This is a genomic window from Geothrix oryzisoli (assembly GCF_022808865.1).
Taxonomy (GTDB): Bacteria; Acidobacteriota; Holophagae; order Holophagales; family Holophagaceae; genus Geothrix; species Geothrix oryzisoli.
The window spans coordinates 438,521-451,088 of the sequence record NZ_JAKZLB010000004.1 but is presented as its reverse complement, the minus strand read 5'-3'; the positions used below and the strand labels follow the sequence as shown (position 1 = coordinate 451,088).

Genomic DNA, 12,568 nt, shown 5'->3' with positions numbered 1-12,568 from the left:
CATGACCATCCACATCCCCTCCCGGATCCTGGGATTCGGCCTCGCCGGCCTGCTGGCGGCCTCCCTGGGCGCCGCTCCCGCGGCGCGGACCTCGAAGCACGCGGCGCGCGGCGTCACCTGCGTCCAGTGCCACGGCAAGAGCGGCAAGCCCGCCGCCGTACCCTTCCGCCAGTGCCAGGGCTGCCACGACCCGGCGGACCTGGCCGCCCGCACAACTCAGGCGAAGCCCACGAACCCCCACCAGAACCGGCACTACGGCACCCAGACGGACTGCACCCGCTGCCATCACGAGCACAAGGCCAGCGAGAACCTCTGCCTGCCCTGCCACACGCGGTTCACCTTCAAGGTGCCCTGAGTCCTAGGGGTGTTCCGACCGCTTGAGCAGGTCCACCAGCAGGTCCTTCCACAGGGCCGCGACGGTGTGGCTGCCGTGCCCCCGGGTCTCCGGGGAGAGCGGCAGCACCACCGCGCGGCCCTTTGGCACGCGCCGGATCTCGCGCTCGAGGAGGCCCAGCTCCGGCGGGTTGATGAGGTCGTCCGCGGAGTTCACGGCCAGCAGGGGGGCCTGAATGCGCTCGAGACCCGGGCCGGGATCGTAGTCCTTCGAGGCCTCCAGGGCGTAGAGCATGTCGTTGGCGTCGGCGGTCTTCACATACCGGTCCACGAAGGCGTCCAGCTTCGCGTCGGCCTGGGCCAGGGTCGGTGATTCCTGCTGGCGCAGCACCGGGTTGCTGCTCATGAAGTAGAGCATCTGGGCCGCCAGGCGCAGGCTGCCGGGCTGGGCCTTGTAGTCTCCGCCCTGCCACTGCGGATCCAGGCGGATGGCGTCGATGGCCATGCGCCGCCAGACGCGGTTTCGCCCGGCGATCTGCGTGGGCAGGCTGGCCAGGGGCATGAGGGCGTCCATCATGTCCGGGTGCAGCTCCCCCCACAGCCAGGTGTGCATGCCGCCCATGGAGGTGCCCATGACCAGGCGCAGGTGGGTCACGCCCAGGGCCTCCGCCAGCAGGCGGCGCTGGGCCTCCACCATGTCGAGGTAGCCGTAGCGGGGGAACCGGGCGTGGAGGCCGTCGCTGGGCTTGCTGGACTTCCCGTGGCCGATGCCGTCGGGCAGCACGATGAAGTGGGTGGTGGCATCCAGGGGCTGGCCCGGCCCGAAGAGCTGGCCTGCGAAGGCGGGGCCGGTGAACTGGGCCCCGCTGCCCGTGGTGCCGTGGGTGATGAGCACGGCGTTCCGCACCACCCCCGACGCATCGCGCCGGGGGGTGCCATAGGTGCGGTAGTGGATGCGCAGCTCGGCCATCGCCTCCCCGGACCGGAACCGGAAGTCCCGGAGGACAGCTTCGCCTTCGGTGGGCGTCTGTGCCGGCAGCAGGCCGGCGCAGACTGCCGCCAGGAGGAGGAGGGGGCCGCGCAGGCAGCGCACGTCAGTTCCCCGAGCGGTTGGGGTAGGCCGGCTTGGGTGTGGCCACCGGCGGGTTCTTCCCGATCGCCGCCTCCACCTCCTGGATGGCGCGGTCCAGCTGGGGATCCTTGCCCTGGGCCAGCAGCGCGGGATCGTCCATCACTTCGATGTCGGGGTCCACGCCGTGGCCCTCGACGATCCACCGGCCCTCCTTGGAGTAGATCCCGAAGGTGGGCACGGTCACGCTGCCGCCATCGATGAGGGCGGGGGCCCCGCTGATGCCGATGAGCCCGCCCCAGGTGCGGCGGCCGATGAGGGGGCCGAGGCCGGCCTGGCGGAAGTAGTGGGGGAAGAGATCGCCGCCGGAGCCGCTCCAGCCATTGATGAGCATGGCCATGGGCCCGTTGTGGGCGATCTGGGGCCACTGCCAGTCCTTGCCGTCGCGCACGCCCCAGTAGTTCAGGGTCTTGCGGCCCAGCATCTCGATGAAGCGGTCGGGGATCTGGCCGCCGCTGTTGAAGCGCTCGTCGATGATCAGGCCGGCCTTGTCCCACTGGCCGCGGAACTGGCGCACCAGGTCGTTCTGCCCGCCGATGCCGGTGTCGGGCACGTAGACGTAGCCGATGCGGCCGTTCGAGGCCTTCTCCACATACTTGCGGTGGGCCTCGATCCAGGCCCAGTAGCGCAGCGGGTAGTCGTTGGCCACGGTCTCCACCAGGAGGTCCCGGGCCCCGTCCAGGGAGGGCTTGTCGTTGACGGTGAGGAGCACGGTCTTGCCCGCCAGCCCCTGGAAGGCCGCCCAGGGATCCGTGCGGGGATCGAGGGGAGTGCGGTTCACGGCGAGGAGGTAGTCGCCCTCCTTCACCTTCAGGCCCGGCTGGGCCAGCGGCGCGCGAGTCTGGGCGTCCCAGTCGGCGCCGCGGAGGATGGTCTTGATGCGGAAGGCGCCGTGCTCCAGCGCGAAGTCGGCACCCAGCAGGCCCACGCCGAGGCGCGCCGGCACCTCCTGGTCGCCACCGCCGCGGTAGGCGTGGGAGGCGTTCAGCTCGGCGATCAGCTCGCCGATGACGAAGTTCACGTCCTCGCGGGTCACGCAGTCCTTGAGCAGCTTGCCGTAGCGGGCCTTCTCGGCCTTCCAGTCCACCCCGTGCATGCCGGGGTCGTAGAACATGTCCCGCTCCAGACGCCAGGCATCGTTGAAGATCTGCTGCCACTCGGCCCGAGGGTCGACCGTCATCATCAGCTCGGTGGTGGGGAGCTTCTTCTCGAACTTCTGGTCGGGCTTGAGGTCCAGCAGGACGTAGTCCAGCTTCCGGTTGACCAGCACCTTCTTGCCGTCGGCGGTGAGGAGGGCGCCGTCGACCTCCGCCAGCACGGCCTTCTCCTCGCGTTCTTCCAGGTCGTAGGTGTAGAGCGTGGCCGTGGTGGTCTCGGCCATGGGGTTGAGCTGGGCGGCGCGGCGGTAGACCAGCTTGCCCTTGGTGGCGGCCAGGTCCGAGTAGTAGCCGGCCGTGGGAGGCAGCAGCACCATGCGGGCCTCCAGGCCCTCGAGGTCGATCTCCACGGGCTTGGGAGCCTCCTTCTTGGCCTCGTCCTTCTTGTCGGCGCCGTTGCCGCCTTCCTTCTTCTCGTCCTTCTTCTCATCCTTGGCAGCGTCCGCGTCGTTGCGGGGGGCCATGGGCGAGGCCACATCCTTGCGGAGGGGCAGGGCGGCGAGGCGGGTGGTGGCGGCGTAGGCCCAGGTGCCGTCCAGGTCGCTGTAAGTTGGGCTGAACTGCTGGCCTGTGGAGAGGAAGAGGTACTTGCCCTCGGGATCGAAGACAGGATCGCTGGCGTTGTAGAACGGCGAGGTCACTTCGTGCCGCTGGCCGCTCTTCGTGTCGTAGAGCGCCACCACGGTGTTGCGGTTGGCGGCGTCATGGGGATAGGCGAACCAGCGGCTGTCGGGCGACCAGCTGGCGCGGAACTCCTCCAGGGGTCCTTCGGACATGAAGAGGCCCCGGTCCACCACCTGCACCTTGCCGGTGGCCAGGTCGCAGAGGTTGATGCGCATGGCCTGGTCGGCGAAGACCGCCTGCTTCCCGTCCGGCGACCAGGCGATGCGGTAGCGGAAGCCGGGGCCCAGGTGCGTGACCTGGCGCTCCTGGCCGGAGCCGTCGGCAGGCCGCACATACAGCTCGTACTCGCCCGTGCGGTCGCTGAAGTAGGCCACCTGCGCGCCGTCCGGCGAGAGGGCGGGATAGCGCTCCGCCGCGCCGGGCGTGCGGGTGAGGTCGACGACGTAGCCCTTCTCCGCAGGCACGGAGAAGACCTCGCCGCGGGCCTCGAAGAGCACGCGCTTGCCCTGGGGCGAGAGGGTGGGGTTCTTCAGCAGCTTGCTGGCGTTCTCCTCCCGCGGCCTCAGGGTGGCCTGGTCGGTCACCACCTCGACCTTCACCTCCACCAGCTTCTCGGAGGGCAGCTCGATGCGGTGGAGCCGGCCGCCGGCCTCCAGCACGATGTCGGAGGGCCCGATGGCGGGGAAGTGGGCGTCGTAGTCCTTGAAGAAGGTGATCTGCTTGAAGACCTTCGTGGCGAGGTCGTAGGACCAGACGTTCGCCCGCTTCGCGCCATCGCGGTCCGAGAGGAAGTAGAGCTTCCCGCCGTGCCACATGGGCTGGGAGTCGTTGGAGCCGCCCTCGCTGGGCAGGCGGCTGGCGGTCTTCTTCTCCAGGTCGTAGAACCAGATCTCCGAGGCCATGCCGCCGCGGTAGCGCTTCCAGGTGCGGAAGTCCGTGCTGATGGGCTGGTAGGCCAGGATCTTCCCATCGGGCGACAGGGCGCCGAACTCCGCGTAGGGCAGGGGCAGCGCCTGGGGCAGGCCACCCTCCCTGGCCACCGTGAAGAGCTTGTTGAAGCGGTCCTTGCCCGACTCCATGCCCGAGGCGAACAGGATGGACTTGCCATCCGGGGTCCAGTCCACCATGCGATCGGGCATGGGATGGTGGGTGATCCGGGTGGGGATGCCGCCGCCCACGGGCAGGGTGTAGACATCCAGGTTCCCGTCGTAGTTGCCGCTGAAGGCCACCTCCCGGCCATCGGGCGAGAAGCGGGCGAAGGACTCCTCGCCCTTGGGCGTGGACAGCCGCTGGGCCGTGCCGCCAGCCTTGGGGACGATCCAGAGGTCGTTGGCGTAGGTGAAGACGATCTGCGTCGCCGACACGTCGGGATAGCGCATCAGGCGGGCGTCGATCTGCGCCGAGGCGCTGACAGAAGCCGCCACGACGAGGGCGGTGGCGAAGAAGGGCAACAGGCGCATACGGCTCTCCGGGTTCCTGAGGGGTCCAGGCATCTTACGCACGAGCTGCCGGGAAGGTTGAGGGCCGATGTTCACTTGCTTTGGACAACCTGACCCTTCCCGCGCCCGGTGAAGTAAGGTGGTCCCGGAGTCCGCCATGCGAACCATCCTCTGCCTCATCCTCGCCTGCTCGGGCCTGTCGGCTCAGCACTCTCCGGTGGAGGAGGGCGCCCTGCGCGCCCACCTGGCCTTCCTGGCGGATGACGTGCTGGAGGGCCGGGGCACCGGCCAGCGCGGCGGCGAGCTGGCCGTGCGCTACCTGGAGACCCAACTCCAGGTGCTGGGGCTCCAGCCGGCGAACGGATCGAGCTACCGCCAGACGGTCCGGCTCGCGGGCGTCCGCCTGGATCCGGCCGCCAGCACCCTGGCCTTCGAGGGGCCCCGGGAGGCGCCGGTGCCCGCGTTGGGGACGGACCTCGTCCTGGGCGCCGCCGGGGCCGAGACGGCCCTGGCCGTGGACGCCCCCCTGGTCTTCGTGGGCCACGGCATCGCCGCCGGGGGGCGCGACGACTACAAGGGCCTGGATGTGCGGGGGAAGATCCTCGTGATGCTCGTGGGGGACCGGCAGGAGGGCGCACCTCTGCCGCTCGGCTGCCAGCCCGAGAACTACCAGGGCCGCTGGACCTACAAGTTCGAGGAGGCCCGCCGCCGGGGGGCCGCCGGCGCCCTGCTGGTGCATACGGACGCTTCCGCCGGCTACGGCTGGACCGTGGTGCGCAACAGCTGGACCGGGGAGCGCTTCCAGCAGGCGGGCTCGGGTCAGGTCGGCGCCGTGCAGGGCTGGATCACCGAGGCCTTCGCGGTCCGGCTCTTCGCCGCGGCAGGCCAGGAGTTCCGACGGCTGGCCGTGGCGGCCGGCGGCCGGGATTTCCGGCCCGTCCCCTTGCCGCTCCGGGCCAAGGGGATGCTGCGTTCGGCGGTCCGCTCCCTGAACCAGTGGAATGTCGCCGGCCTCGTGCCGGGCACCGATCCCGCCCTCCGCGGCGAGTGCGTGATCTACTCGGCCCACTGGGACCACTTCGGCCAGGGGGCCGATGGGGCCATCTACGCGGGCGCGGTGGACAATGCCACCGGCTGCGCCGCGGTGCTGGCCCTGGCCCAGGCGGTGACGGCCCGGCCGTTCCCGCGCAGCGCCCTGTTCCTCTTCCCCTGCGGAGAGGAGCAGGGCCTGCTGGGGTCCTCCGCCTATGTGGCCGCCCCCCTGGTTCCGCTGGCGAAGACCCGGCTCGTCATCAACCTCGAGAGCCTCAACGTGGTGGGGCCCACGCGCGACATCGGCCTGCTGGGATCCGGGGACCCGGTGACCCGCCTCCTCTGCGCCCAGGCGGCGGCCGCCACGGGCCTGGTGATCACGCCGCCGAAGCCGGACCCCGCGGGCCTCTGCTTCCGCTCGGACCACTTCCCCTTCATGAAGGCCGGCGTGCCCGCGCTGTCGCCCGGTTTCTCGCTGGATGGCGGCTGGGACTACCTGGGTGACAAGGCCGCGGCCCAGGCGAAGGCCGCGGCCTTCCTGAACCACTACCACCGGCCCTCGGACCGCTACGACCCCGCCTGGAACCTGGAGGGCCTGATGCAGCAGGCGCGCTTCGCCCTGGAACTGGGACGGCTGGCGGCTTCGGCCCGCTGACTCAGGACGCCCGCACGGCCCAGCGCAGCTTGGCGCTGGTGGAGCGCGGATTGGCGCGGCGCTCCTCCGACGAGGCACGGCGGGGTTCGGGGGCGATGGCCGTGTAGGTTCCGTCGCGGAGGCCCTGCTGGAAGGCCTTCTTCACGCGGCGGTCCTCGCCGGAGTGGAAGGTGAGGATCGCCACGCGGCCGCCGGGCTTCAGGGCGCCGGGCAGCTGGGCCAGGAAGCGGTCCAGCACGCCGAACTCGTCGTTCACGGCGATGCGCAGGGCCTGGAAGGTGCGCTGGAGGGCCTTCTTGAGTTCGTCCTCCTCCAGGTCCGGCAGGGCCGCGCGCACGCACTCCGCCAGCTGCCGCGTGGTGCGAAGGGCCTGGCCCGCCACCGCGCGGGCGATGGCGTCGGCCTGGGGTTCGTCGGCGTTCTCCGCCAGCAGTTCCGCCAAGGCGGGTGCGTCGAGGGCGGTCAGCAGGTCCGCGGCGGAGCGGCCCTTCTGGGGGTTGAGGCGCAGGTCCAGGGGGCCCTCCGCCTTCCAGGTGAAGCCCCGGGCCGGGTTGTCGATCTGCATGGAGGACACGCCGAGGTCCGCCAGCACCAGGTCGAAGGGGCCCAGCTCTGCGGCGACTTTGGCGAGGCCGGCGAAGTTGGTGCGGCGGACGATCAGCGCGGTCTCGTCGAACCCCAGGGCGCGCAGCCGCGCTTCCGTGCGGGGCAGCTCGAGGGGATCCACATCCAGTCCCACGAGGCGCCCGCCCGGCCGCAGCCGCGTCAGGAGCTCCCGGGCGTGGCCGCCGTAGCCCAGCGTGGCATCCAGGGCCGCTTCTCCGGGCCGGGGCGCCAGCACCTCGAGGATCTCGTCCACCATGATCGAGCGGTGCGTCCCGGCGGGCGTGTGGCCCCGGGCCGCCACCTTGGCCTGCTCCTCCGCGTAGCGCTCCGGCGCCAGTTCCTTGTATTTCTCGTCGAAGCGCCGGGGGTGGGTCCCCTGGTAGCGGGGGCGGCGCGGGGGCCGGGAGGGCTGGTCGGTCATTCCGCCATGGTACCCGGCCGGGGTTGCAGCTCAGGGCGGCGGGGGCGCTACCCTTCCTGCATGGATGCTCCCGCCTTCACCTACCACCCCATCGGCGTCGTGCGCTCGCCCTACGCGAAGCGCATCGACGCCCCGCACCAGCCCACGGTGGTCGAGGGCACGGAGACGGGGACGCCCGCCGAGGCCTCCCTGGAGCTGGACCCTTCGCTGCCGGAGACGGTGCTGCGCGACCTGGAGGGCTTCGAGCGCGTCTGGCTCCTCTTCGCCTTCCACCTCAGCGAGGGCTGGGCGCCGCTGGTGCAGCCGCCCCGGGGGCCCAAGGCCAAGCGCGGCGTGTTGGCCACGCGCTCGCCCCACCGGCCCAACGCCATCGGCCTCTCCTGCGTGGAGCTGGTGGCCGTGAAGGGCCGTACCCTGCGCCTGCGGGGCGTGGACCTCCTGGACGGCACCCCGGTGCTGGACCTGAAGCCCTACGTGCCCTACGCCGACGCCTTCCCGGAGGCTCGCGCCGGCTGGATCGACGGGGTGGACCGTGCCATGGGGCCGCGCTCCGCACCCGGGCCGAAGCGGCCCCGCAGGTCTTCCCCTTGACGCCCTGAGGGGCGACATTCCACCCTACTGGCACCCAACCCCCAAGGAGCCGCCCCATGGTCCCGCTTTCCCAGCTCTGGCTGCCCATCCTCCTGTCGGCCGTGATCGTCTTCGTGGCCAGCAGCCTCATCCACATGGTCCTGAAGTGGCACAACTCGGACTACGGTGCCCTGTCCAACGAGGACGAGGTCCGCGCGGCCATCCGCAAGGGCTCCCCCGCGCCCGGCCAGTATGTGATGCCCCGCTGCAATGACATGAAGGACATGGGGACGCCCGAGGTTCAGCAGAAGTACAAGGAGGGCCCAGTGGGCTTCCTGGTGCTGGGCCCCAACGGGGCGCCGAACATGGGCAAGGCCCTGGGCCTCTGGTTCCTCTATGCCGCGGTCGTGGCCTTCATGGCCGCCTACGTGGCCGGGCACACCCTGGGCGCCGGCGCGCACTACCTGAAAGTGTTCCGGATCGTGGGCACCGTGTCCTTCCTGACCTATGTCGGCGGCAGCGTGCAGATGGGCATCTGGATGGGCAAGCCTTGGGGCAGCGTGCTCAAGGACCTGCTCGACGGTCTCATCTACGGCCTCCTGAGCGCCGGAGTCTTCGGCTGGCTCTGGCCGCGGTAGGTCCATGGAACCCGGCCGCGACCGCTACGGGCGCCTCCCGTACCGGAGCCTCATCGCCTGGCCGGAGCGCCTGAAGCGCGAGGAGCCGCTGCTCCGGCGGGTGCTGGAGGGCGGCCCCTCGCGCCGCGTGCTGGACCTCGGCAGCGGCACCGGCGAGCATGCCCGCTTCCTCGCCGCCCTCGGCTTCGAGGCCACCGGGGTGGACGCCTCCCCCGCCCAGGTGGCGGCGGCCCGCGCGGCCGATCCGGAGGGCCGCTACCTGCAGGGCAGCCTCACGGACCTGGCGGAGCTGGTGGAGCCCGGCTTCGGCGGCGCCCTCTGCGTGGGCAACACCCTGCCTCACCTGGCGGAGGAGGCGGACCTGCGCTGCTGCTTCGAGGGGCTGGCGTCGCGCTTGTCGCCCGGCGGGATCTTCCTCCTCCAGCTCCTGAACTACGACCGCATCCTGGACCGCGGGGAGCGCACCTTCCCCGTGATGGTGCGGCCCGGGGAGGACGGTGCGGAGACCGTCTTCCTGCGCCTGATGACGCCCCACGCCGACGGGCGCGTGACCTTCACGCCCGCCACCCTGCGCTGGTGCCCCGGGGCCGAGCCGCCCCTGGAGCTGGTCTCCGCCGAGGAGGTCCAGCTGCGGGGCTGGCGGCGCGCCGACATCGAGAGACTGCTCGCAGCCGCGGGCTTCGAGGTGCGGGAGACGCTCGGCACCATGACCGGCGAGCCCTGGAGCCCCACCTCGCCGGACCTGGTCGTGGTGGCGCGGCGATCCTAGCCCGGGATCACGTGGAAGAGCACGGCGAACACGTGGCAGGCGCTGGCGGCCACCACGAAGAGGTGCCACAGCGCGTGGTGGTAGGGCAGCTTCTTCAGGCTGTAGATGGCCGCGCCGACACTGTAGAACCCGCCCCCGGCGAAGAGCCAGTAGAGGCCGTGGGTGGAGAGCGCATGGCCCAGGGGCTTCGCCGCGAAGACGATGAGCCAGCCCATCAGGAGGTAGATGCCCGTGGAGAGGTAGCCCATGCGCTTGGCGAAGGCCGGGTCCATGTCCGTGTCCGAGGGCAGGGCGTGGAGGTGGTCTACGGCGGGGGGGCGGAAGGCCTGCTTGGCGAGCTTGGCGTAGAACACAGCCTTGAAGACGATGCCGAGCACGGCCAGGCCCCAGACCAGGCCGAACAGCGTCCAGCCCACGGCCCCGCGCAGGGCGGACAGGCAGAAGGGCGTATAGGTGCCGGCGATGAGCATGAAGATCGCGGAGTGATCGAAGATCTTGAAGACCAGCTTCACCCGGGGCCCGCGGAAGGCGTGGTAGAGCGTGGACATGAGGTAGAGCAGGATCAGGCTGGAGCCGAAGATGGCGCAGCCCACCACATCCCGGGCCGTGCCGTGGAGCGCCGCGGAAACCACCATCACCACCAGTCCCGCGATGGCCAGGGCCACGCCCAGTCCGTGCGTCAGGCTGTTGGCCAGCTCCTCGCGGGGGGACTGTGGAGTCGAGCCAGGAATCACGGCGCGGAGGGACATGCCTCAAGGATGACAGACTCCGGAGTTCCCGCCGCCCCGGAGATGGGCCTGCGGCGGGCGTTTCCAGGCGATCGGAGGCTACCTCGGGTCAATTCTTCAGGTGCTTGTCGAACCAGTGGAGCATCTCCCACAGGGTGTGCTCGACCGACTCGCGGGCCACATAGCCGTGGCTCTCCAGGGGCAGGGTGACATAGCGGGCGGTCTGGCCGTTGCCCTTGAGGGCGGCGTAGAGGCGCTCGCTCTGGATGGGGAAGGTGCCCTGGTTGTTGTCGGCCTCGCCGTGGATGAGCAGGATGGGCGCATTGAAGTGGTTGGCGGACAGGAAGGGCGACACCTTCAGGTACATCTCCGGCGCCTCCCACAGCGTGCGCCGCTCGCTCTGGAAGCCGAAGGGCGTCAGGGTGCGATTGTAGGCGCCGCTGCGGGCGATGCCGGCCTTGAAGAGGGTGGAATGGGCCAGCAGGTTGGCGGTCATGAAGGCGCCGTAGCTGTGGCCGCCTACGCCCACGCGCCTGGGATCGATGACGCCCAGCTCGTCGGCCTTGTCGATGGCGGCCTTGGCGCTGGCGACCACCTGCTCCAGGTAGGTGTCGTTCACGGTCTTGGGATCGCCCACCACGGGCATGGTGGCGCTGTCCAGCACCACGTAACCCGACAAGAGGAAGAACAGGTGGGACATGCCGCCGATGGTGGTGAACCGGTTCGTGGAGCCGCTCACCTGGCCCGCGGTGCCGGCGTCCGTGAACTCCAGGGGGTAGGCCCAGACCACGGCCGGACGGCGCTCGCCCGCCTTGTAGTCGGGGGGCAGGTACAGCGTGAAGCTGAGGGCCACGCCATCGGGCCGCGTGTACTTCACGAGCTTCTTCAGGATCTTCCGGAGCTCGGGCAGGGGGTCCGTGAAGGACGTCAGGGCCTTGGTTTCGGCCCCGTGCAGGAAGTAGTTCGGCGCCTCCGTGGGGCTCTCGCGCCGCGTGATGAAGCGGCCATCCGGCAGCAGGGTCAGGGGAGCCTCATAGACGCCCTCGCCGCAGCGGAAGAGGCGCTCCGACCGCAGCGAACCGGGATCGAAGCGGTCCAGGAAGGGCCGGTCACCAGAGGGTGTGGCGCCGGCGCCCGCGAGGAAGAGTGAGGCCCCCTGCTGCCGCAGGGCCGTCTGGCCGCTGGGCAGGGTGCGGGCGAGGAAGGAGCCGGGGTGCTTGTAGCGGTCGTTGCTGCTCAGATCGAAGGCCAGGCGGGCCCCCGCGGGCTTCGTGGGATCCACGAGCCAAGTGCGGGTCCAGCGGCGGTCCCGTTCGTATTCCCGTACCACGGCCAGGTCGCCGCGCTCGCCCCACTCGAGGCCCGCGAGGCGTGCCTTGAGGCGGATCAGCTCGGCGGGCGCGGCCTTGAAGGGCGCCGCCTGGGTCAGCACGCGGTCGCGGAACTCGGCCTTCTGCCTGGGATCGCCGCCGTCCAGGGCCTCGACCCAGGCGAGGGTCGCGGGTTCCGTGGGCCGCCAGTGCAGAGAGCGGGGTCCCGTGCGCACGCCCTCCATGGGGATGCCCTCGGCCAGGGGCAGGTCCGCGGCGGTGTGGACGAGCCTGCCGGCGTGATCCCAGACCTCCTCGCGGACGGGGAACTGGAAGGCCGGCACCAGGTAGGAGAAGGGCCGCCGGAGGCGGGCCACCAGGATCAGCTTCCCATCGGGCGAGGGCTGGATGTCCGCGTAGAGGCCGGGCTTGCCGATGGGCTTCAGCGCCCCGGTGGCGAGGTCCACGCGCACCAGCTGGGACTGGCCCAGGAACTCGAACAGGGTCTCGTCGAAGGCGTTCTGGAGCAGATCCTGGTAGGTGGGCGCGGGGGCGGCCTTGCCCTCGGTCTCCTGGATGCGGGGGCCGGTGGGCACCTCCGGCGCCGTGGGCGCAGGACCCTGGTTCGCCGGCACGGCCTTGGCGAGCAGGCTGCCGTCCGGCAGCCAGTCGAGGGGCTGGCCCAGCACGGCATTGAGGCTCAGGCCCGGCACGCGGTGGACCTTCCCGGTGGCGGCCTCGCCAACCCACAGCTCGGTGGCCCGGACCCCGGCTCCGGCCATCACGAAGCGCCGGCCGTCCGGGGACCAGCGGGGCTGGCCCAGGGCCACGCCGGCGGGCAGGAGGATGGGCCGGGCCGGGCCGCCCTCCAGGCCCTGGAGGGCCAGGGTCTTCAGCCGGGGCGGGTTGTGGGGGCCGCGGGTGCGGGGGTTCAGCCGCAGGCCCGCCAGCCGCGCCATGGGCTGGGCCAGAGCCCGGATCGAAGGATGGCGCTCGAACTCGGCCAGCAGAAAGCGGTCGCCCGTGGGGCTGGCGATCAGGGCGGGCGTCCCCGGCGCGTCCAGCACGGCCTGGATGGCCTTGGGTGCCTTCTGGTAGGGCGTGGGCTGGGCGGCGAGGGCCAGGCACAGGAAGGGCGCAAGGGGACGCAGCATGGG

10 protein-coding genes are annotated in these 12,568 nt (G+C 71.1%); 5 read left to right on the top strand and 5 right to left on the bottom strand.

Annotation, left to right across the window (positions count from 1 at the left end; genetic code table 11):
* Position 1 precedes the first annotated feature (1 nt).
* On the top strand, positions 2–355 hold the full coding sequence (locus tag MLE43_RS13225) for a cytochrome c3 family protein (RefSeq protein ID WP_243304796.1): 354 nt from the start codon (positions 2–4) through the stop codon (positions 353–355).
* Between the two features lie 3 nt (positions 356–358).
* On the opposite strand, the gene MLE43_RS13220 is transcribed toward MLE43_RS13225, so the two are convergent.
* Complete coding sequence (locus tag MLE43_RS13220; protein WP_243304793.1) at positions 359–1,426, bottom strand: alpha/beta fold hydrolase; 1,068 nt, start codon at positions 1,424–1,426, stop codon at positions 359–361.
* A 1-nt stretch (position 1,427) separates the two neighbouring features.
* Positions 1,428–4,703, bottom strand: coding sequence for a S41 family peptidase (locus tag MLE43_RS13215; protein WP_243304791.1), 3,276 nt, complete (start codon positions 4,701–4,703; stop codon positions 1,428–1,430).
* Positions 4,704–4,839: 136 nt separating this feature from the next.
* Between MLE43_RS13215 and MLE43_RS13210 the strand changes: the two genes are divergently transcribed.
* Positions 4,840–6,369: a M28 family peptidase gene (locus MLE43_RS13210; protein WP_243304790.1), complete on the top strand. Its 1,530-nt coding sequence runs from the start codon at positions 4,840–4,842 to the stop codon at positions 6,367–6,369.
* A gap of 1 nt (position 6,370) precedes the next feature.
* Here the strand turns inward: MLE43_RS13210 and rsmH are convergent, their stop codons facing one another.
* The gene (gene rsmH, locus MLE43_RS13205) at positions 6,371–7,396 is read right to left on the bottom strand and encodes a 16S rRNA (cytosine(1402)-N(4))-methyltransferase RsmH (RefSeq protein ID WP_243304788.1); all 1,026 of its coding nucleotides are present in this window, start codon (positions 7,394–7,396) and stop codon (positions 6,371–6,373) included.
* Positions 7,397–7,456: 60 nt separating this feature from the next.
* On the opposite strand from rsmH, the gene tsaA reads away from it, so the two are divergent.
* Genes tsaA through MLE43_RS13190 form a run of 3 tightly spaced genes read left to right on the top strand, consistent with a single transcriptional unit; the run spans position 7,457 to position 9,373 of the window.
* Positions 7,457–7,987, top strand: a complete 531-nt coding sequence (tsaA, locus tag MLE43_RS13200) for a tRNA (N6-threonylcarbamoyladenosine(37)-N6)-methyltransferase TrmO (protein ID WP_243304786.1) — start codon at positions 7,457–7,459, stop codon at positions 7,985–7,987.
* 56 nt (positions 7,988–8,043) lie between these two features.
* A complete protein-coding gene (locus MLE43_RS13195; protein WP_243304784.1) occupies positions 8,044–8,604 on the top strand; it encodes a hypothetical protein in 561 nt (186 codons plus the stop codon).
* Between the two features lie 4 nt (positions 8,605–8,608).
* On the top strand, positions 8,609–9,373 hold the full coding sequence (locus tag MLE43_RS13190; RefSeq protein ID WP_243304782.1) for a class I SAM-dependent methyltransferase: 765 nt from the start codon (positions 8,609–8,611) through the stop codon (positions 9,371–9,373).
* On the opposite strand, the gene trhA is transcribed toward MLE43_RS13190, so the two are convergent.
* Both trhA and MLE43_RS13180 read right to left on the bottom strand, forming a co-directional pair.
* On the bottom strand, positions 9,370–10,122 hold the full coding sequence (gene trhA / locus MLE43_RS13185) for a PAQR family membrane homeostasis protein TrhA (RefSeq protein WP_243304780.1): 753 nt from the start codon (positions 10,120–10,122) through the stop codon (positions 9,370–9,372). The genes MLE43_RS13190 and trhA overlap by 4 nt on opposite strands.
* 88 nt (positions 10,123–10,210) lie before the next feature.
* Entirely contained in the window at positions 10,211–12,565 is a 2,355-nt protein-coding gene (locus tag MLE43_RS13180; RefSeq protein ID WP_243304778.1) for a prolyl oligopeptidase family serine peptidase, read from the bottom strand.
* Positions 12,566–12,568 lie beyond the last annotated feature (3 nt).

Bases quoted from the DNA above. Each gene is read 5' to 3' on its own strand.
- MLE43_RS13210 (WP_243304790.1), top strand. From the start codon at position 4,840: ATGCGAACCATCCTCTGCCTCATCCTCGCCTGCTCGGGCCTGTCGGCT.
- MLE43_RS13195 (WP_243304784.1), top strand. From the start codon at position 8,044: ATGGTCCCGCTTTCCCAGCTCTGGCTGCCCATCCTCCTGTCGGCCGTG.
- rsmH (WP_243304788.1), bottom strand. From the start codon at position 7,396: ATGACCGACCAGCCCTCCCGGCCCCCGCGCCGCCCCCGCTACCAGGGG.
- MLE43_RS13215 (WP_243304791.1), bottom strand. From the start codon at position 4,703: ATGCGCCTGTTGCCCTTCTTCGCCACCGCCCTCGTCGTGGCGGCTTCT.
- trhA (WP_243304780.1), bottom strand. From the start codon at position 10,122: ATGTCCCTCCGCGCCGTGATTCCTGGCTCGACTCCACAGTCCCCCCGC.
- MLE43_RS13190 (WP_243304782.1), top strand. From the start codon at position 8,609: ATGGAACCCGGCCGCGACCGCTACGGGCGCCTCCCGTACCGGAGCCTC.
- tsaA (WP_243304786.1), top strand. From the start codon at position 7,457: ATGGATGCTCCCGCCTTCACCTACCACCCCATCGGCGTCGTGCGCTCG.
- MLE43_RS13180 (WP_243304778.1), bottom strand. From the start codon at position 12,565: ATGCTGCGTCCCCTTGCGCCCTTCCTGTGCCTGGCCCTCGCCGCCCAG.
- MLE43_RS13225 (WP_243304796.1), top strand. From the start codon at position 2: ATGACCATCCACATCCCCTCCCGGATCCTGGGATTCGGCCTCGCCGGC.